The sequence below is a fragment of the Comamonadaceae bacterium M7527 genome (assembly GCA_021044545.1).
Taxonomy (GTDB): domain Bacteria; phylum Pseudomonadota; class Gammaproteobacteria; order Burkholderiales; family Burkholderiaceae_C; genus RS62.
Map to the genome: position 1 here is coordinate 2,230,331 of CP087990.1, position 19,327 is coordinate 2,249,657.

At 58.2% G+C, this 19,327-nt stretch carries 19 protein-coding genes, 1 tRNA gene and 1 pseudogene; 10 read left to right on the plus strand and 11 right to left on the minus strand.

Annotated elements, in window-relative coordinates; all coding sequences use genetic code 11:
• Window positions 1-66 precede the first annotated feature (66 nt).
• From LN050_10840 to dusB, 4 genes are all read right to left on the minus strand, one after another.
• Window positions 67-378: a hypothetical protein gene (locus tag LN050_10840; GenBank protein UFS56212.1), complete on the minus strand. Its 312-nt coding sequence runs from the start codon at window positions 376-378 to the stop codon at window positions 67-69.
• Window positions 379-419: 41 nt separating this feature from the next.
• A complete protein-coding gene (purH, locus tag LN050_10845; GenBank protein ID UFS56213.1) occupies window positions 420-1,991 on the minus strand; it encodes a bifunctional phosphoribosylaminoimidazolecarboxamide formyltransferase/IMP cyclohydrolase in 1,572 nt (523 codons plus the stop codon).
• A gap of 76 nt (window positions 1,992-2,067) precedes the next feature.
• Window positions 2,068-2,301: a Fis family transcriptional regulator gene (locus LN050_10850; GenBank protein ID UFS56214.1), complete on the minus strand. Its 234-nt coding sequence runs from the start codon at window positions 2,299-2,301 to the stop codon at window positions 2,068-2,070.
• Window positions 2,298-3,344, minus strand: a complete 1,047-nt coding sequence (gene dusB, locus LN050_10855; GenBank protein ID UFS56215.1) for a tRNA dihydrouridine synthase DusB — start codon at window positions 3,342-3,344, stop codon at window positions 2,298-2,300. The genes LN050_10850 and dusB overlap by 4 nt, the downstream gene beginning before the upstream one ends.
• Window positions 3,345-3,470: 126 nt before the next feature.
• Here dusB and LN050_10860 point away from each other — a divergent pair, with 126 nt between their 5' ends.
• Window positions 3,471-4,019 carry a DedA family protein gene (locus LN050_10860; GenBank protein ID UFS56216.1) on the plus strand — a complete coding sequence of 183 codons (549 nt, stop codon included), beginning with the start codon at window positions 3,471-3,473 and terminating at the stop codon, window positions 4,017-4,019.
• Here the strand turns inward: LN050_10860 and ychF are convergent.
• Window positions 4,009-5,099 (minus strand): annotated as a pseudogene (gene ychF, locus LN050_10865) (redox-regulated ATPase YchF). The gene LN050_10860 and the pseudogene ychF overlap by 11 nt on opposite strands.
• Before the next feature lie 58 nt (window positions 5,100-5,157).
• Here ychF and LN050_10870 point away from each other — a divergent pair.
• From LN050_10870 to LN050_10880, 3 genes are read left to right on the plus strand one after another with little or no spacing between them, the layout of a single operon-like run.
• Window positions 5,158-6,297 carry an FAD-dependent monooxygenase gene (locus LN050_10870; GenBank protein ID UFS56217.1) on the plus strand — a complete coding sequence of 380 codons (1,140 nt, stop codon included), beginning with the start codon at window positions 5,158-5,160 and terminating at the stop codon, window positions 6,295-6,297.
• A gap of 27 nt (window positions 6,298-6,324) precedes the next feature.
• Window positions 6,325-7,062, plus strand: a complete 738-nt coding sequence (locus LN050_10875) for a DsbC family protein (protein ID UFS56218.1) — start codon at window positions 6,325-6,327, stop codon at window positions 7,060-7,062.
• Between the two features lie 8 nt (window positions 7,063-7,070).
• On the plus strand, window positions 7,071-8,897 hold the full coding sequence (locus LN050_10880; GenBank protein UFS56219.1) for a peptidase M61: 1,827 nt from the start codon (window positions 7,071-7,073) through the stop codon (window positions 8,895-8,897).
• Between the two features lie 140 nt (window positions 8,898-9,037).
• Here the strand turns inward: LN050_10880 and paaF are convergent, their stop codons facing one another.
• The 3 genes from paaF to paaG are packed head-to-tail and all read right to left on the minus strand — an operon-like array spanning window position 9,038 to window position 11,594.
• Entirely contained in the window at window positions 9,038-10,333 is a 1,296-nt protein-coding gene (gene paaF / locus LN050_10885; protein ID UFS56220.1) for a phenylacetate--CoA ligase, read from the minus strand.
• A gap of 20 nt (window positions 10,334-10,353) precedes the next feature.
• Complete coding sequence (paaI, locus tag LN050_10890) at window positions 10,354-10,809, minus strand: hydroxyphenylacetyl-CoA thioesterase PaaI (protein UFS56221.1); 456 nt, start codon at window positions 10,807-10,809, stop codon at window positions 10,354-10,356.
• Between the two features lie 5 nt (window positions 10,810-10,814).
• A complete protein-coding gene (paaG, locus tag LN050_10895; protein ID UFS57398.1) occupies window positions 10,815-11,594 on the minus strand; it encodes a 2-(1,2-epoxy-1,2-dihydrophenyl)acetyl-CoA isomerase PaaG in 780 nt (259 codons plus the stop codon).
• A 234-nt stretch (window positions 11,595-11,828) separates the two neighbouring features.
• On the opposite strand from paaG, the gene LN050_10900 reads away from it, so the two are divergent.
• The 4 genes from LN050_10900 (at window position 11,829) to rpmG (ending at window position 13,414) form a co-directional block, all read left to right on the plus strand.
• On the plus strand, window positions 11,829-12,605 hold the full coding sequence (locus LN050_10900) for an enoyl-CoA hydratase (GenBank protein ID UFS56222.1): 777 nt from the start codon (window positions 11,829-11,831) through the stop codon (window positions 12,603-12,605).
• A 56-nt stretch (window positions 12,606-12,661) separates the two neighbouring features.
• Window positions 12,662-12,738 (plus strand) — tRNA-Met (locus LN050_10905).
• 253 nt (window positions 12,739-12,991) lie between these two features.
• Window positions 12,992-13,225, plus strand: a complete 234-nt coding sequence (rpmB, locus tag LN050_10910; protein UFS56223.1) for a 50S ribosomal protein L28 — start codon at window positions 12,992-12,994, stop codon at window positions 13,223-13,225.
• Window positions 13,226-13,243: 18 nt separating this feature from the next.
• Window positions 13,244-13,414: a 50S ribosomal protein L33 gene (rpmG, locus tag LN050_10915; protein ID UFS56224.1), complete on the plus strand. Its 171-nt coding sequence runs from the start codon at window positions 13,244-13,246 to the stop codon at window positions 13,412-13,414.
• A gap of 213 nt (window positions 13,415-13,627) precedes the next feature.
• On the opposite strand, the gene LN050_10920 is transcribed toward rpmG, so the two are convergent.
• Together LN050_10920 and LN050_10925 are read right to left on the minus strand one after the other, a co-directional pair.
• The gene (locus LN050_10920) at window positions 13,628-14,824 is read right to left on the minus strand and encodes a fatty acid desaturase (protein UFS56225.1); all 1,197 of its coding nucleotides are present in this window, start codon (window positions 14,822-14,824) and stop codon (window positions 13,628-13,630) included.
• A gap of 222 nt (window positions 14,825-15,046) precedes the next feature.
• Window positions 15,047-16,369, minus strand: a complete 1,323-nt coding sequence (locus LN050_10925) for an RsmB/NOP family class I SAM-dependent RNA methyltransferase (protein ID UFS56226.1) — start codon at window positions 16,367-16,369, stop codon at window positions 15,047-15,049.
• Between the two features lie 69 nt (window positions 16,370-16,438).
• Between LN050_10925 and LN050_10930 the strand changes: the two genes are divergently transcribed.
• On the plus strand, window positions 16,439-18,058 hold the full coding sequence (locus LN050_10930) for a peptide chain release factor 3 (GenBank protein UFS56227.1): 1,620 nt from the start codon (window positions 16,439-16,441) through the stop codon (window positions 18,056-18,058).
• A 30-nt stretch (window positions 18,059-18,088) separates the two neighbouring features.
• On the opposite strand, the gene purN is transcribed toward LN050_10930, so the two are convergent.
• Window positions 18,089-18,739 carry a phosphoribosylglycinamide formyltransferase gene (purN, locus tag LN050_10935; protein UFS56228.1) on the minus strand — a complete coding sequence of 217 codons (651 nt, stop codon included), beginning with the start codon at window positions 18,737-18,739 and terminating at the stop codon, window positions 18,089-18,091.
• 92 nt (window positions 18,740-18,831) lie between these two features.
• On the opposite strand from purN, the gene LN050_10940 reads away from it, so the two are divergent.
• A complete protein-coding gene (locus LN050_10940) occupies window positions 18,832-19,293 on the plus strand; it encodes a rhodanese-like domain-containing protein (GenBank protein ID UFS56229.1) in 462 nt (153 codons plus the stop codon).
• The last annotated feature ends 34 nt before the right edge of the window (window positions 19,294-19,327 follow it).

Consider the following 19,327-nt stretch of genomic DNA (forward strand, 5'->3'; position numbering starts at 1 on the left):
CGTGATGGCCTGCCCTGAAGGCATTAAAGCCCTTCACGGCGCCGCCTGGGCGCCAAGTCAGGTCTTCTAGTCGAGTAAGCCCAAGTCAAAGTGGGCTTGCATCAGCGCGTACAGATCAGCGTCCAGGTCCAGTGCTATCGCCAGTTCGAAGCGGGCGTTGCGCACAAGGCGCTGGTCATCGACCGACCAGCGCGCCAGGCCTTCTCCGGCCTGGTCAGGTGGGCCGCCATGTGTGTGCAGCCATGCCAACAAGGCCTCGGCATCCGTCACAACGCAGTGTTGGTGGGCCAGCTCAACGCTGGCGGCTATGTCCAAAGCCACGCGCTCGCCGTCGTTTGGGGAGTGGCCAAGGTCTAGCCAGTTAAGACTGCGGCGCATGCTGTGGTTCAGGGGGCTTAGGGATTTAGGGGCTTAGTGCCTTAGTGCCTGAAGTGGCGCACACCTGTAAACACCATGGCAATGCCACGCTCGTTGGCGGCGTCTATCACCTCTTGGTCGCGCATGGAGCCACCTGGTTGAATCACGGCAACGGCACCGGCGTCTACCACCACGTCCAGTCCATCCCGGAATGGGAAGAACGCGTCGCTGGCCACTACCGTGCCGCCAAGGCTTAGCCTGGCGTGTTCGGCCTTGATGCTGGCAATGCGGGCTGAGTCTAGGCGGCTCATCTGGCCTGCACCGACGCCCATGGTCATGCCGTCTTTGCAAAACACAATGGCGTTGGACTTTACAAACTTGGCCACCGTCCACGCAAACATCAAGTCCTGCATTTGCGCTGCGGTAGGTGCCAGTTTGGTCACCACGGTGCAGTCGTCAATTGTGAGCTGGTGGTTGTCTGCTGTTTGCATCAACAAGCCAGAGCCCACGCGTTTGACGTCCATGGCGTTTTGGCCTTTGTCCCAGGCGGATGCGCCACCCGGTGGCAATGCAATGTGCAACACGCGTACATTGGCTTTGGCTTTGAACTCAAGCGCGCCGGCGGTGTATTCGGGTGCCATCAACACTTCAACAAATTGCGTGCTGATGGCCTTTGCAGCGGCTTCATCCACCACGCGGTTGAGCGCAATAATGCCGCCAAAAGCCGATGTCGGATCGGTCTGAAAGGCCTTTTGGTAAGCGCTTAAGGCGTCAGTTGCCACGGCCACGCCGCATGGGTTGGCGTGTTTCACGATTACGCAGGCGGCTTGCTCAAAGCTTTTGACGCATTCCCATGCGGCATCGGCGTCAGCAATGTTGTTGTACGACAGCTCTTTACCTTGCAGCTGTTTGGCTGTCACCAATGAGCCGGGTGCGGGGTGCAAGTCTCGGTAAAACGCAGCACTTTGGTGTGGGTTTTCGCCGTAGCGCAAGTCTTGCAGCTTGACGAAACGCCCATTGGACTGCGCAGCAAACTGGGCGCGCGACTGGTCAGCCAAGTTGAAAGACGACAGGTAGTCGCTGATGGCCGCGTCGTAGTTGCTGATGCGGTTAAAAGCCGCAACCGACAGCGCAAACTTGGTCTCTGTGCTGACTGCGCCAGTGGTTTCCAGCTCGGAAATGACTTGTGCGTATTGGCTGGCGTCTGTGAGGACGGCTACGTCTTTCCAATTTTTGGCAGCGCTGCGCACCATGGCGGGTCCGCCAATGTCTATATTTTCAATGGCGTCTTCAAGCGTGCAGCCTGGCTTGGCCACAGTGGCTTCAAAGGGGTACAGGTTGACCACCAGCAGGTCTATGGTGTTGATGCCGTGGGCTTGCAGCGCAGCCATGTGCTCTGGCAAGTCACGCCTGGCCAGCAAGCCGCCGTGCACTTTGGGGTGTAGCGTCTTGACGCGACCGTCCAGCATTTCTGGAAACCCTGTCATATCGGCCACTTCCGTGACGTGCAGGCCAGCGTCGGCCAGCAGCTTGGCCGTGCCACCAGTGGAGAGCAAGCCAATATTGAGTGCGGCCAATGAGCGTGCAAGTTCAACAATGCCGGTTTTGTCTGAGACGGAGATAAGTGCGTTCATCTGATGATTAGGTAAAGTGAAAAAATGGGAATGGGAATGGGAAAGGGAAAGTGCAGCGTACTGAGTGGCCGTTGGCTTAAATCAGCTTGTGGGCCAACAATTTTTTGCGCAGTGTGTTGCGGTTAAGACCCAGCCACTGCGCCGCCAGGGACTGGTTGTGGTTGGCGCGTGCCATCACGTCCTCCAGCAAAGGCTTTTCGACCACATGCATCACCATGTCGTAAATGCCGTGTGGCTCGTTGTCGCCCAGGTCGTCAAAGTAGGCTTGCATGCTGTGACGCACGTCTTTTTCTATGTCTGCTCGGCTCATTGTGGGGGGTGCTCTGTTTGTTCTGGTGGTGTTGCGCGCCACATGGCGGGCAGTTCATGAAGTTGCTCAGCGGCCCAGGCGCCAAAGTAGTCTTGAACGGCGGTTATTTGTTGCTGTGCATCGGTGATGCGGTTGACGTGCTTTCGTAATAAATCGCCACTGGGCAGGCTTTGCGCGTACCAGCCCAAGTGCTTGCGTGCAGAGCGCACACCTGTAAATTCGCCGTACAACTCATGGTGCTCAGCCAAGTGTGCCAGCATCCACTGACTCAACTCTTGCGGCGTTGGCGCTGCCAGCTCTTGGCCAGTCGCCAGATAGTGGGCTATTTCTCTGAATAGCCAGGGCCGGCCTTGTGCTGCGCGTCCCACCATTACCGCGTCGGCACCTGTTGCCGCCAGCACTGCCTTGGCGGCTTGCGGGCTGTTGACGTCGCCATTGGCCACCACGGGAGTAGACACGCGCGACTTGATATTGGCCACTGTTTCGTGTTCGGCAAAGCCTTTGTAGCCTTGCTCGCGCGTGCGGCCATGAATGGTGAGCATGGACACGCCTGCGTCTTGTGCGGCCAAGGCCAGCGTGAGCGCATTTTTGGCATGCTGCGCCCAGCCCGTGCGCATCTTCAGTGTGACCGGCACACCCTGCGGTGCGCAGGCGCTGACCACGGCTGAGACGATGTCAATGGCCAGCGCCTCGTCTTGCATCAATGCCGAGCCCGCCCACTTGTTGCAGACCTTCTTGGCTGGACAGCCCATGTTGATGTCAATGATTTGTGCGCCACGGGCCACGTTGTAGCGGGCCGCGTCTGCCATCATGGCCGCGTCAGTACCTGCAATTTGCACGGCTATGGGGGCAGTCTCGCCTTCATGATCGGCGCGGCGTGATGTTTTGAGGCTGTCCCACAAGTCTGGTCTTGAGGTGACCATTTCGCTCACGGCATAGCCCGCGCCAAGTGTTTTGCACAGCTTGCGAAATGGCCTGTCTGTGACGCCGGCCATGGGTGCCACAAACAAGTTGTTGGGTAAGGTGTAAGAGCCGAGGTTCAACGTACAGGCGCCACAAATGGCAACGCGCCCCGCAGGGCGCGTGCTTAAAATTTAAGCAGTATTGTAGCTCGGTAAATCGCGTTTGGCCAGTTAAACATGGCACGCCACACCTATACTGCCCAGGCTATGACCGATTGGCTACACATCACCATGAACTGGCTCAGCCTGCCTGAAGTTGGCTTGCCCGCTTTGTTTGTGGCCGCTTTTGTATCGGCCACCTTGCTGCCCATGGGCTCTGAGGCGGTGTTGTTTGGTGTGGTCACACTCCAGCCCGAATTGTTGTGGCCAGCTGTGGCCGTTGCCACGCTGGGCAATACAGGTGGTGGTGCCTTGTCGTGGGCCATGGGCTTGGGGTTGCACAAGGCGGTCGACTTGTCACGCGATAGGCGTGGCCTCGCGCCGCTGCCACAGCAATACCAAAACCGTGCTGGGCGCTATGCCATTGCATGGCTTGAGCGCATGGGTCCCAAAGCGTGCCTGTTGTCCTGGCTGCCCATTGTGGGCGACCCGCTGTGTGCTGTTGCCGGTTGGCTGCGCCAGCCGTTCTGGCCTTGTGTGGCCTACATGGCTTTGGGTAAGTTTGCGCGTTACGTCACCATGACGTATGCGCTGCTATGGGGGCTGGCACAACTGGTTGTAGCGTGCCTGCAGCCCCACTGGAGGCTTAAGAGCTGAACAGGAAGTTCATCACGTCGCCGTCCTTGACCACATAGTCCTTGCCTTCTGCGCGCATCTTGCCAGCGTCTTTGGCACCTTGCTCGCCCTTGAAGCTGATGAAGTCGTCAAAGGCAATGGTCTGGGCACGTATGTAGCCCTTTTCAAAGTCGGTGTGAATCACGCCAGCCGCTTGCGGGCCGGTGTCGCCCACGCGTATGGTCCAGGCACGCACTTCTTTCACGCCAGCGGTGAAGTAGGTTTGCAAACCCAGCAGTGCGTAGGCAGAACGAATGAGGCGGTTCAGACCAGGCTCGTCCTGGCCCAGCTCCTGCAAAAACATATCGCGGTCTTCGTCGTCCATCTCGCTCATCTCGGCCTCTAGCTTGGCGCAAATAGCCACCACTGGCGCGCCTTGGGCTGTGGCAAAAGCGGTGAGCTTGTCTAGCAGCGGGTTGTTGTCAAGCCGTCTTCGGCCACGTTGGCCACAAACATGGCGGGCTTGGCGGTGATGAGAAAAAACTGTTTCAGCTCTGCGCGCTCTTCTTTGGAGAAGTCAATGGTGCGCACAGGTTTGGTGTCATTCAGGGCGGTTTGGCACTTCTCCAGAATCGCCACTTGCTTGGCTGCATCCTTGTCGCCAGAGCGCGCAATTTTGCCCACGCGGTGCAGCGCCTTTTCTACTGCGCCCAGGTCTGCCAAACACAGCTCGGTTTGTATAACTTCTATGTCAGCAATGGGGTCTACCTTGTTGGCCACGTGCACCACGTTGTCGTCTTCAAAGCAGCGCACGACGTTCACGATGGCGTCTGTTTCGCGAATGTGGGCCAAAAACTTGTTGCCAAGGCCTTCGCCGGTGCTGGCACCAGCTACCAGGCCGGCGATGTCTACAAACTCCACAATGGCGGGCACCACGCGCTCTGGCACGACGATGTCGCTGAGCTGCTTGAGGCGCGGGTCTGGCACTTCCACCACGCCCACGTTGGGCTCAATGGTGCAAAAGGGATAGTTTTCTGCCGCAATACCTGACTTGGTCAGTGCGTTAAACAGGGTGCTTTTACCAACGTTGGGCAGGCCAACAATGCCGCATTTCAAACTCATGATGTTCCTCAAAAACTGAACCAGTAGTTTAAGCCACGGGCGCTTCTACAATCTGTTGATGACTACAACCGCCGACATTGCCGTTTATGGCAGCGGTATCACCGCGCACACCACTGCTTTACTCATGGCTGACATGGGTTTGCGGGTGCAGGTGAGTGCGTCGCCGTCTTCCCAGTCAGTGGCCGACATTCGCGCCTACGCCATCAACCATGCATCGCGCAGCACGCTGACTGCGGCTGGCGTATGGCCAGCCTCGGGTGAGGCCGCCTGGCTTACACCGGTAGACCACATGCGTGTGTTTGGCGATGGTGTGGGCCAGTTGTTACTGGACGGCCAGGGCGATCAGCCTGTGGCTTGGATGTTGGATGTAGCCGCTTTAGAGGCTTTACTGGCTCAAAAAGTAAGTGCTCACCCACGTATCGACTGTTGCGCAGCAGGTCAGGCGCCTGTGGGCACGCTGAGCGTGTTGTGTGAGGGCAAGCACAGTGCTTGGCGTGCCAGGCTGGGCATTGACACCCAGCCCGTGATGTATCCGCACCGCGCCTTGGCGGCACGCTTGCAGCTGTCCGAGCCCCATGGCGGCGTGGCGCAACAGTGGTTTGACGGCGACACCATACTGGCCTTGCTGCCTGTGGGCGGTGCCAGCGGGCGTGAGTTGGCCATGGTGTGGTCTATGGCGCAAACCGCTTGCAACGACTGGGTGGCCCAAGCGCATGGCGACGACGGCGCACTGGCCTTGGCGCAAGCCATACAACAGGCCAGCCGCCACACCTTTAAAGACATCACGCTCATAGGCCGCCCGGTTGCGTTTGACCTGGTGTTGTCCAGGGCCACGCAGTGGGTGCGCCCTGGTGTGGCCTTGGTGGGTGACTCTGCACACACCATTCACCCCCTGGCGGGCTTGGGCTTAAACATGGGCCTGGCCGATGTACAGGCGTTGGTCAACGTGGTCGCGGCGCGGCGCAGAGGCCAAAGCGTGGCAGACATGCGCTTGCTGCGTCGCTACCAGCGCGCGCGTGCCACCAGCACCATCAGTTTGCAATGCGCCACACATGGCTTGTTTCATTTGTTCACCCAGCCGTGGGCAAAGGCGCAGCCTGTGCAAGGTTTGCGCAACTGGGGCATGCTTGCAGTCAATGCTGCCACTCCCCTGAAAGCCTGGATAAAAGCACAAGGCATGGGCCGCGCTGAAACTTAATTCCCCCTTTTTACTCACACACCCAATATGACACACATCAAACGCATCGCGCGCGCCCTGACTGCCTTGGCCCTGGTTGGCCTGTTCAGCACACAAGCCACGGCGCAAGAAGCGCCGCAAGCGGCAACGATCAAGAGCAACCTGGCCAGGCAGTTGCCCAACCTGCCCGCTATTGACAGCGTGCAAGCCACGCCCATGAAGGGTTTGTTTGAGGTGCGTTTTGGCGGCAGCGACATTTTGTACACCGACGCGGCTGGTGAGTTTTTGATTCAAGGCGCGCTGATTGACCTCAAAGCCAAGCGCAACCTCACCGAAGAGCGTATCAATGCGCTGTCTGCAATTGCTTTTGACAAGCTGCCACTGAAAGACGCGTTTGTGATCAAGCGCGGCACAGGCGAGCGCAAGATCGCCGTCTTTGAAGACCCCAACTGTGGTTACTGCAAGCGCTTTGAGCAGGGCTTGGCCACCATTGACAACATCACGGTCTACGTTTTTTTGTACCCCATCCTGGGCCCAGACTCGGTTAAGAAATCGCAAGCCATTTGGTGCGCCAAAGATCCAGGCAAAACATTTGAAGACTGGATGCTGGAAGGCGTTACGCCACCGGCGGCCAGTTGCAACACAGACGCCATTACCCGCAACACCGCGTTTGGTCAGCGCAACAAAATACAAGGCACCCCTGCCATCTTTTTTGCAGACGGCACACGCGTGCCAGGCGCGATTTCTGCCGATGAGGTTGAGAAGCGCTTGGCTGCCAGCAAATAAAGACAGCCATGGCGACACGCGCACCTGTCAAGTTGGCACAGAGCAAGGCCGACGTTTCCTACACAGTTGGTGTTGACCATGTGGAAAGCCATTTGTTTCATGTGGAGTTGCGCATTGCAAAGCCCGCCAGACAGCAGCTTCTGAGCCTGCCCGTGTGGATTGCCGGCAGCTATCTGGTGCGTGAGTTTTCAGGACAATTGCAAAGCCTCAGCGCTACCCAAGGGCGCAGTGGCTGTGTGGTTCATCAGCGAAGCAAAAACGAATGGATGGTGAGCACCAAAGCTGGCGCACCACTAACGGTGCGCTACGCCGTTTATGCATTTGATGCCTCGGTGCGCACCGCTTACCTGGACCAGACGCGCGGATTTTTTAACCCCACCAGCCTGTGCTTGCGCGTGGCACAAACCCATGCGCCGCTGCAGTTGACGATCAACAAGCCTGCAAAAGCCGGCCTGGCTGCGTGGCGCGTGTCTACAGCCCTGTTGCCTCAACAACTTGATGGCAAAGGCTTTGGCCGCTATGTGGCCGCCAACTACGACGAGCTCGCCGATACGCCCGTGACCATGGGTGACTTTTGGCGTGGGCAATTCAAGCTGCGTGGCGTGGTGCATCAGTTTGTGGTGACAGGCATGGGCGGCAGTGCCAACCCCGGCTTTGACACCAAGCGTTTGCTGGCTGATACCAAACGCATTTGTGAGGCCCAGATGGCCTTGTGGCATGGCACCGGTGCGAGGGCGACTGCATTGCCATTTGACCGCTATGTGTTCATGTTGCACGCCAGTGGCAGCGGCTACGGTGGCCTGGAGCACAAGCACAGCACCGCACTGATTTGTCAGCGCGCTGACTTGCCGCGCCTGACCACCAACGGCGCGGCGCCAAGCGTGCCGCCCACCGCACAAGATGGCTATACCCAGTTGCTGGGACTGATTAGCCACGAGTATTTCCACACCTGGAATGTCAAGCGCATGCGCCCAGCCGAGCTGGCCAGCATCAACTACGACCGCGAAAACTACACCGAGTTGCTGTGGTTTTTTGAGGGCTTCACCAGTTACTTTGACGACCTGCTGGTCCAGCGCGCAGGCCTTTTTTCGCGCGACACATACCTGGAGCTGCTCACCAAAACCATTAACCAGGTGGCGCAAACGCCCGGGCGCTTGGTGCAAAGCGTGGCCCAATCCAGTTTTGATGCTTGGGTGAAGTACTACCGCATCAACGAAAACACGCCCAATGCCACGGTGAGTTACTACACCAAAGGTGCGCTAGTGGCCTTGTGCCTGGACCTGTGTTTGCGCAGCGCAGGCAGCACACTAGACCAGCTCATGCGCAGGCTATGGGTTGACACCGGTGGTGGTCCCATGCGTGAGCAAGATGTTGTCAGCGCGCTAAAGCAAATGGGCCACGCCGACCTGGCGCGCCAGTTGTTGAGCTGGGTGCACAGCACAAACGAACTTCCTGTAGCGGCCTTGCTGGCACAGTTTGGTGTGCAACAAAGCACCAGTGCCGCTACCACTGCGCAGCAGCTGGGCGTGCGGGTGCAAGAGACCAATGGCTTGCGCATCAGCCACGTTCAACGCGGCAGTGCGGCCGAGGCGGCTGGTTTGGCCAGTGGTGATGAGTGGCTGGCGATTGCTGTCAATGGTCAAACCTGGCGTGTGAACAAACTGGCCGACGTATTGGCCTGGCTGCCCGAGTCTGGCGAGATGCAAGCCCTGGTCAACCGCGATGGTCAAGTGCTAACGCTGGCGCTGCAGTGGCCTGCGCAAAAGCCTTTGCAGCCGGTACAACTGCGCGTTGTCGATGAGGCATTGTTAAAGACTTGGCTAAGCGTTTCTTGATTGAACGCCGTTTGGGCTTGACTGCGCACCTGCATCAGCATCAGCATCAGCATCAGCATCAGCATCAGCATCCATAAGCCACTGCGTTATTTGGTTGTTACGTTATTACGCTGTGGTGCCATTGCGTGTTGACCATGGCTTTACCGCGTGTCAACAACGCGTTTGGCTTTGCCCATGCTGCGCTCTACGCCGCCAGTGGCTTGCAACACGACCGTGATGCTGCTGCCTACAAACGTCTTCACGTCTTGCGCCAGCGCTTGGGCAGCGGCCTTGGCCGCCGCGCCATCTACAGTCTGGCTGGGAGCGACTTCCACGTGAACAGTCAAGCAGTCCAGGTGGCCGTCTTTGCTGAGCACGCATTGGTAGTGCGGCGTCAGGGCGGTTTGCCTGAGTATCAGCTCTTCAATTTGTGTGGGAAATACATTAACGCCGCGCACAATCATCATGTCGTCGCTGCGCCCTGTGATTTTTTCCATGCGGCGCATGGGGCGTGCGCTACCTGGTAGCAGGCGTGTGAGGTCGCGTGTACGGTAACGAATAATGGGCAATGCCTCTTTGGTCAGGCTTGTGAACACCAACTCGCCCATCTCGCCGTCGGCCACCAGTTCACCGGTTTCGGGGTTGATGATCTCTGGGTAAAAGTGGTCTTCCCAAATGGTGGGGCCGTCTTTGGTTTCAATGCACTCGTTGGCCACACCGGGGCCCATCACTTCAGACAGACCGTAAATGTCTACCGCGTCTATGCCCATGCGCTGCTCAATGGCCACGCGCATGTCGTTGGTCCAGGGCTCAGCGCCAAACACGCCCAAGCGCAGTGAGCTGCTGCGCGGGTCAATGCCCTGGCGCTCAAACTCGTCTGCAATAGCCAGCATATAGCTGGGTGTCACCATGATGATGTCGGGCTTGAAGTCTTGAATGAGTTGGACCTGGCGCTCGGTTTGCCCGCCGCCAAAGGGCACCACCGTGAGGCCCAAACGCTCTGCGCCGTAATGCGCGCCCAGGCCACCCGTAAACAAGCCGTAGCCGTAGCTCACGTGCACCATGTCGCCACGGCGGGCACCGCTGGCGCGCAAGCTGCGCGCGACCAGGCCGGCCCATGTGTCTATGTCGTTTTGCGTGTAGCCCACCACCGTGGGCTTGCCCGTGGTGCCGCTGGACGCGTGTATGCGCACCACCTCGCTGCGCGGTACGGCGAACATGCCAAAGGGGTAGTTGTCGCGCAGGTCTGCTTTGGTGGTGAATGGAAACTTGGCCAGGTCTGCCAGGCTACTGCAATCGTTGGGGTGTACGCCAGCAGCGTCGAACTTGGCCTTGTAGACGGGCGAGTTGGCGTAGGCGTGTGCCAGTGTGGCCTTGAGGCGCTTGAGTTGCAGTGCGCGCAGCTCATCAACGCTGGCGGTCTCCATGGGGTCTAGTGGCAAGTTAGTGCTTGTCATGTGGTGGGCTCCCGGTGTTGTCAGTCTGGAAAAACGCTGCCTTTAATCGCCATTGACTTGCCCCTAAACAAGGCAATGGTCTTGTTGTCCTGGTTGGTCACGCGTATGTCGTACACACCGGCACGCCCGCGCAACGCTTGCTCTGAGGCGGTGGCTTGCAGTTGATCACCCAAACGGGCGGCCTCTAAAAATTCAATACTGCAGCCCGACGCAACCGTGGCTTGATTGCGGCTGTTACAGGCAAACGCAAAGGCTGAATCGGCCAGGGTAAAAATAAAGCCGCCATGGCAAATGCCCAAGCCATTGAGGTGTTTGTCTTGTACGGTCATGTGCATGACCGCCTCGCCTGGCGTGCACTGGGTCAGTGTCATGCCCATGGTGCTGCGACTGGCCTGGTCGGCCTCAAACATGTGTGCGCTTGTGCGTTGGGCCAGCGCCAGTGCTGCCGCTGGTGTTTGGCTTGTGGCTGTGCTCATGTTGTTTACTGCCCCGTGAACTTGGGCGCGCGTTTTTCTAAAAACGCTTGCACGCCCTCCATGTAGTCGTGCGTTGCACCCAGTTGTGACTGCGTATCGCGCTCCAGGTCCAGCTGCGCATCCAGTGTGCTGGTGGTACTGGCGCGCAGCAAGTGTCTGGTTGCCACCAGTGCTTTGGTGGGCATCACGGCCAGCTTGTTGGCCAAGGCCATTGCAGCATCCAACAAGGCCGCCGTGTCACCTTCGACAACATCCCAAATAAGCCCCCACTCTTTAGCCTGTGTTGCACCCAGTTTGTCGCCGGTCATGGCCAGGCCCATGGCGCGGGCCAGGCCCAAGCGCTCAGTGAGCAGCCACGAGCCACCCGCATCGGGTACCAGGCCAATTTTGCTAAAGGCTTGTATGAAGCTGGCGCTGGTGCTGGCCAGCACCATGTCACAGGCAAATGCAAAGGATGCACCTGCGCCTGCTGCTACGCCGTTGACCGCGGCAATGGTGGGCATGGGGTGGGCCTGTAAGCGGCGCACTGTGGGGTTGAAGCATTGGTCAATCACTGGTCCTGGGTCTGCACGCTTGACCATGTCGGGCCCGGGCGTGAAGTCAAAGTCTGACAAGTCGGCACCGGCGCAAAAGCCTCTGCCAGCACCTGTTATGACTGTGCAGCGCACGCCAGGCGTGGCGGCGGCCTGGTCTAAAGCTGCCCACAAGTCGGTGTGCATGGGGCGGTTAAAGCTGTTGAGTGCCTGTGCGCGGTTGAGTGTGATGAGCGCAACAGGTCCAACGATGTCGCATAAAACATGTGCACTGTTGTTGGCGTGGGGTGGATTGGCTTGAGATTGAGACAAAGGGTCACCTTGGTTGCGTGGACTGATTGCTTTTCAATGTAGCATTAACCAACCGATCGGTCGGTTAATTTTCTTAAGCGTTTACCCTAGAGTGGCATACCTGCTGTGGGCAGGCGCGACGCTTAAACTGCTAGCCAACCCCACATTTTTGCAACCTGTTTTGAAGGACATCCCATGAGCGACGCACTGGTTTTAACGCAGACAGAAGGCCGCGCGGCCATCATCACGCTGAACCGACCCAAGCAGCTCAACGCGCTGAATGATGCGTTGATGGACGAGCTGGGCGCGGCACTGAGCGCCTTTGACAACGACGATGACATTGGCTGCATCATCATCACCGGAAGCGACAAAGCCTTTGCCGCTGGCGCAGACATTGGCGCCATGGCCAGTTACACCTTTGCCGACGTGTACAAGGGCGACTACATCACCCGCAACTGGGAGGCCATTCGCCGCATTCGCAAGCCCGTAATTGCGGCTGTGTCTGGGTTTGCGCTGGGTGGCGGCTGTGAATTGGCCATGATGTGCGACTTCATCATTGCGGCGGACACCGCCAAATTTGGTCAGCCAGAAATCAAGCTGGGCATTATTCCCGGTGCGGGTGGTACCCAGCGCTTGCCACGCGCCGTGGGCAAGTCAAAGGCCATGGACATGACGCTCACGGGGCGCATGATGAGTGCCGACGAGGCCGAGCGCGCAGGTCTGGTCAGCCGCGTGGTGCCGGTCGACAAGCTGATGGACGAGGCACTGGGCGCCGCCCTCATGATTGGCGGCTACTCCATGCCCAGCGTGATGGCTGCCAAAGAGGCTGTCAACAAGGCGTTTGAAGGCTCGTTGGCAGATGGTGTGCACTTTGAGCGCCGCTTGTTCCACGCCTTGTTTGCCACGGCTGACCAAAAAGAAGGTATGGATGCGTTTGTAAACAAGCGCCAGCCCAACTTCACGCACCAATAATTTTTTGCACGCCGCGCAAGCTGTGCGTGTAAAAATTGGCTATAATTTGCGGCTTCGGTGATGTAGCTCAGCTGGTTAGAGCACAGCATTCATAATGCTGGGGTCGGTGGTTCAAGTCCACCTATCACCACCAAACACGTAAAAACCCGCCAAGTGTTGCGCTTGGCGGGTTTTTTATTGGCAAAAGCGCAGCCTGGCAAGCTATAATGTGAGGCTTCGCTGATTGCGCCGCGCTTGCAAGTGCGGTGTCATGAGTGATGTTTAGTTACCGCTGGCACAACAGCAGACTGCTTGAAAGCAAACCGTCCGTAACAGGGGCGGCCCCGTCAAGCAGCTGGCCCAGCGAGGTGCGGCGCAAGCTGTTAACGTTTTTAGGAGTGTCCACAATGGCACGCGTATGTGATGTAACGGGCAAAAAGCCCATGTCGGGAAACAACGTTTCCCACGCCAACAACAAGACCAAGCGTCGTTTCCTGCCCAACTTGCAGTACCGTCGTTTTTGGGTAGAGACAGAGAACCGTTGGGTGCGCTTGCGCGTATCAAGCGCGGCTTTGCGCTTGATTGACAAAAACGGTATTGATTCAGTGCTGGCCGATTTGCGCGCCCGCGGTCAAGCTTAATAGGTAGGAGAACCGAACATGGCAACCAAAGGCACACGTGAGAAAATCAAGCTGGAATCCACTGCAGGAACCGGCCATTTCTACACCACCACCAAAAACAAAAAGACCACACCCGAGAAAATGGAGATCATGAAGTTTGATCCCAAAGCGCGCAAGCATGTGGCTTACAAAGAGATCAAGCTGAAGTAATTCAGCGTCCATTTCTGCAAAAACCGCCTATGGGTTACCTGGGCGGTTTTTTTACGTCCATAACACCTGTTGCTCAGGCGTGGCGCACGCATCAAGCCTACAGGTAGGCCGTGGCGCGCATCGAGGTGCGCATGGTGGCGCCCACAAAAAAGCCACTGACCAGCAGTGGCTTTTGCACACACAACAGGCGCAGGGCCTGTGTGGGTGTTGTTGTCAGAGCGCTTTGACTGAACGCAGCTTGACCGAGAACTCGCGCAACGCGGCAATACCGCTGGCCTCAGCTTTGACACACCAGGCTTGCAAATCTGCCGCCAGCTGGTCACGGGTTTGCGTGGTGCTGCTCCAGACCTGGCGCAACTCTTCACGCATGTGTGTCATGGTGTCCAGTACGGGGTGTGCTGCACGCGCCTCAGCCAGTTGCGGCTTGACCGAAGCTGGTACCTTGTCGTCGTCGCGGTGCAACCAGCGCTTGGCGGCGGCGAGGTTGACCCAGTCCTGACCCTTGGCTTTGGCTGATGCCAGCTCGGTGCTGGCCGCGCCGCGCAAGGCCTTGGCAAAGTTGGCCATAACCTCATAGCGGTTGGCAATGACAGCCTCCAGCGTGTGCTCGTCTGCCACTGGCTTGACATCACCCAGCACCAATTGGGGCGGCACTTTGCGTACCTTGGCCCAGCCCAACATTTCAAACATGCGGATGTAAGCCCAACCCAGGTCAAACTCGTAGGGTTTGACCGAGAATTTGGCAGACGTGGGGTAGGTGTGGTGGTTGTTGTGCAACTCCTCACCGCCAATGATGATGCCCCAGGGCGACACATTGGTGCTTGAATCGGCCGCTTCAAAGTTGCGGTAGCCCCAGTAGTGGCCAATGCCATTGATCACGCCAGCAGCCCAGATTGGTATCCAGGCCATTTGAATAGCCCAAATGGTCAGGCCCAGCACGCCAAACAGTGCCACGTTGATCACAAGCATCAAGCCGACGCCAGTGGCGCTGAAGCGGCGGTAGACATTGCGATCAATCCAGTCATCTGGCGTGCCGTGACTGAATTTTTCAATGGTCGCGGCCACTTTTGCCTCTGCGCGGTATAGCTCAGAGCCGCGGAACAACACCGTACCAATGCCGCGGGTGACCGGGCTGTGGGGGTCGTCGTGTGTTTCGCACTTGGCGTGGTGCTTGCGGTGAATGGCCACCCACTCGCGTGTGACCATGCCCGTGGTCATCCACAACCAAAAACGGAAGAAATGCGATGGTATTGGGCCCAGGTCCATGGCGCGGTGCGCCTGGTGGCGGTGCAGGTATATGGTGACACCGGCAATAGTGAGGTGGGTCACGACCAGGGTATATATGACCAGCTGCCATCCTGTGGCATGGGTTAGGCCGTTGGTCAGCCAATCAATTGCTATATCCAGCATTGGGGAGTCCTTGTGTGGTGGTACGAGTACCGAGTACCCAAGCGCATTGGCACCAGGATGGGTGCCGCTGCTGTTGGGTGCAACGTCTCAGATTTTAAAGGTTTTGGCCGGTTTCGCCTAATCTGCAAGGCGTGGGCGCGACACAAATAGCGTGGTATTGATGCACATCAAGCGTAAACGCCCTGCAAGCGCGTTATCTGGCTAAAAGATGACATTTGTTGCTTAAATAGTCTCTTTACGCCTCCAAATGGCGGCAAAAAATCCATCTGTGCCATGCTGGTGCGGCCATAAACGCAGGAAATCACCCTGGCACAAGCTAACCGCCAGGCTTTGGTTGTCATCAGCGTCTTTCCCGCCCTTTTTTGCATCGCCCTTGGCGTCGCCTTTTGACAACACCCCTGTCAGCACAGACCATACCGGTACCACTTCAAAGTCGGCATGGGCTTGGGTGAAGGCGTTGGCAATGTCTTCGTTTTCAGCTTGCAGCAAACTGCAAGTCGCGTACACCAGACGCCCGCCGGGCTTCACCATGTTGGCGGCGCTGTCCAGGATAGACGTTTGCAGCTGCACCAATTCGTCTATGTCCTTGGCTTTCAAGCGCCACTTCAGGTCTGGGCTGCGGCGCATGGTGCCTGTGCCAGAGCACGGTGCGTCTACCAATACGCGGTCCATCTTGAAGCTCAGGCGCTTGACGCGTTCGTCGCGCTCGTGACTGATGGCGGCGGTTTGCACATTGCTCAAGCCGCTTCTGGCCAAGCGTGGTTTCAGGGCGTCCAAGCGGTGACCTGATGTGTCAAAGGCGTACAAGCGCCCGGTGGAACGCATGTCTGCGCCCATGGCCAGCGTTTTGCCGCCAGCGCCGGCGCAAAAGTCGGCCACCATGTCGCCACGTTTGGCACCCACCAGGGCCGCTAGCAGTTGGGAGCCTTCGTCTTGCACCTCAAAGTCGCCCGCTTCAAAGCCGGCAAATTTACGCAAAGACGGGTTGCCCTCCAGGCGCAAGCCCAGCGGTGAGTAAGGCGTGACCTCGCTGGTAATGGACTTGGCAGCCAGGGCTTTTTGTACGGCCTCTCGTTTGGCTTTCAGGGCGTTGACCCGTATGTCCAGCGGGGCAGGTGTGTTGAGTGCGTTGGCCAGGGCCATAAAGTCATCGCCAACTTGCGCCTTGAGCGGGTCTACCAGCCACTGGGGCAGGTTGTGCAAGTGCAAATCAAGAAAGTCTTGGTCTTTGGTCGCGTCGCAAGTGGCCAGCCAGGCGGTTTCTTGTGGCGTCAGCGACGAGGCAATCAGGTCGCGCGGACCGTGAAAACCCAGAATGGCCAGCTTGCGCTCGCGCCCACCCGGGCCAGAGCGGGCCAGGTATTCAAAGCGCGCTTTGAATCGCAGCACTTTGTACAGGGTCTCGGATATGGTGGCGCGCTCGCGCGGGCCCAGCCCTTTGTTGTCGCGGCAGTATTTGGCTACGGTTGCGTCAGCGGGGTGGGTAAAAGTCAACACGCGGCCAATCAGTGCAGCGGCGTGGTCAATAAGGGCGTTTGGATGCATGGCGTCATTGTCCCACGCGCCGTGTCGTGCAGACCTCAACGAGAGCTCAATGCCCGATAATGCTGGGTTATGTCCGAAATAGTCAAACAAGTTCGTCGCAGGCGCACCTTCGCCATCATTTCTCACCCAGACGCGGGTAAAACCACGCTGACCGAAAAACTGTTGTTGTTTTCAGGTGCGATCAATATTGCCGGTAGCGTCAAGGCCCGCAAAGCGGCGCGCCATGCCACCAGCGACTGGATGGAAATTGAAAAGCAGCGCGGCATTTCAGTGGCCAGCTCGGTGATGCAAATGGAATACCGCGACTGCGTGATCAACCTGCTGGACACGCCAGGGCACCAAGACTTTTCAGAAGACACCTACCGCGTGTTAACGGCTGTAGACGCTGCATTGATGGTGATTGATGCGGCCAACGGCGTAGAGCCCCAAACCCGGCGCTTGCTGCAAGTATGCCGTGCACGCAACACGCCAATCCTCACATTCGTGAACAAGATGGACCGCGAGGTGCAAGGCCCACTGGACGTGATGGACGAAGTTGAGCGCGAGCTGGGCATGACGGTGGTGCCCTTTACGTGGCCAGTGGGTATGGGTAAACGCTTTCACGGCGTGTATGACCGACGCACCGATCAAATGCGTGTGTTTGACGGCGGTGACGACAAGCGCGGCGGCGAAGAGGAAGTACTGTCTGGCCTGGACAATGCCCAGGCCGCCCAGCGCTTTGGCGCTGAATTTGAAGACGCCAAGGGCGAGTTGGAGCTCATCGCAGGTGCCAGCCCGGCATTTGATGCAAAAGCCTTTTTGGCAGGCGAGCAAACGCCCATGTTGTTTGGCTCGGCTGTCAACAACTTTGGCGTGCGCGAAGTGCTGGATGCCTTGGTGGACCTGGCCCCGCCGCCAGATAAACGCGACACCTTGCAGCGCACGGTCGATCCTGCAGAGCCCAAGTTCACAGGTGTGGTGTTCAAAATTCAGGCCAACATGGACCCGGCGCACCGCGACCGCATTGCGTTTTTGCGCGTGGCCAGTGGCCACTTTGAGCGCGGCATGAAGCTCAAAGTGGTGCGCTCTGGCAAAGAGCTGCGCCCCAACACGGTGGTGAGCTTTTTAAGCCAGCGCCGTGAGCTGCTCGAAGAAGCCTATGCAGGCGACATTATTGGTATTCCCAACCACGGTGTGCTGCAACTTGGTGACACACTCACTGAAGGCGAACAGCTGCAATTTACGGGCTTGCCGTTTTTTGCGCCTGAAATGATTCGCACAGTTGAAGTGGCCGACCCATTGCGCACCAAACAACTGCGCGCCGGCCTGACGCAGCTGGGTGAAGAAGGTGCCATTCAAGTGTTTCGCCCCATTGCCGGCACGGTGTTGTTACTGGGTGCCGTGGGACAACTGCAATTTGAAGTGGTGGCCCACCGCTTGCAAACCGAATACGGCGTCAAAGCCCGCATTGGCAACAGCTCTTACTCATTGGCGCGTTGGGTGACTTGCGCACCTGAAGACGGCGGTGAGGCGGAGCTGAAACGGTTTATGGCTGCCAACGCCCACCGTATTGCATTGGATGCGGTAGACGCGCCGACCTTGCTGGTAGACCACAGCGCAACGCTGCGCGCCGTGGAGGCCAACTGGCCCAAGATTAAGTTTCACACCATGCGTGAGCATGCGGGCCTGGTATTTCAAACGGGCATGTAAGCACCACACCCAGCCGTTTATGACCGCTGGCTAAGCGTTGGCTTGCAGCCACTGCGCAATGGCTTGCGGGTATATCAAGTGCTCCTGGGTGAGCACCCGCGCCGCCAAAGTTGACGCAGTATCCGTGGGCAGCACGGGTACTGCAGCTTGCGCCAAAAACGCACCGTGGTCTAACTCGGCGGTAACCTGATGCACGGTTGCCCCAGCAAATTTGCAGCCCATGTCCAGGGCGCGCTGGTGCGTGTGCAACCCTGCAAATGCGGGCAGCAAGCTGGGGTGTATGTTGAGCAAACGGCCCTGGTAATGCGCCACAAACGCTGGCGTGAGTATGCGCATAAAGCCAGCCAGCACCACCAAGGCAGGCGCATAACCGGGCGTGGGCGGGTCCAGCTCGTCTATGGTTTGAACCAGGGCTTGGTCAAAGGCCTCGCGGCTGTCAAAAGCCGTGTGTGGCAGCACCGCCGTGTGTATGCCTTGCGCTTGGGCAAAGCTCAGGCCAGACGCGTCGGACTTGTTGGCAATAACCGCTGTGACTTGCGCGCGCAACCGCTGTTGCCAGTGGTCGCGTTGAGCCGCTTTCACAATGGCCGCCATATTCGAGCCGCCACCTGAAATCAAAATAATGATGCGGCGTTGCTGCTGTTGATGCGGCTCAGACATTGAAGACTGTGTGTTGGACATAGCGGTATTGTGCCCCGCCAGCACGTGGTTGAAGCCCAGGGCAGCATATGAGGCAGAATATCAGCTACCTCTTATATTCAAGGAATGCCCTCATGCTGATACCGACCGTCGCCCGCGCTGCCTGCTTGACCGCAGCACTACTGTGTGTGCCCGCCTGGGCGCAGTCTGAAGCAGCAACCGAAGTCATGGCCGACTACATGGCCTTTGCCGAATATGGTGGCGGCACTATTTTTGCCGAGCAAATACCTGCCGACCAATACGCCAAGACCTTCATCATTGACGCGCGGGACGCCAAGCAGTTTGAGGCCTCGCACATACCCGGCGCCGTCAACATGGAATGGCGTGAAGTATTGGCCAGGCGCAGCGAGATACCCAAAGACCAGATGGTGCTGATTTACTGCAACACAGGCTCTCTGTCGGCACAGGCAGGCTTTGCTTTGCGCGTGGCGGGTTGGAGCAATTTGCGCATTTTGCAAGGTGGCTACCAGGAGTGGCTGGCCAAAGGCGGCATGCAAGCCAATGCACTGGCAGCGGGCAAGACGCCAAGCCATTAGCCAAGTCATTTGCCAGATCATTGGCCACGCCAGC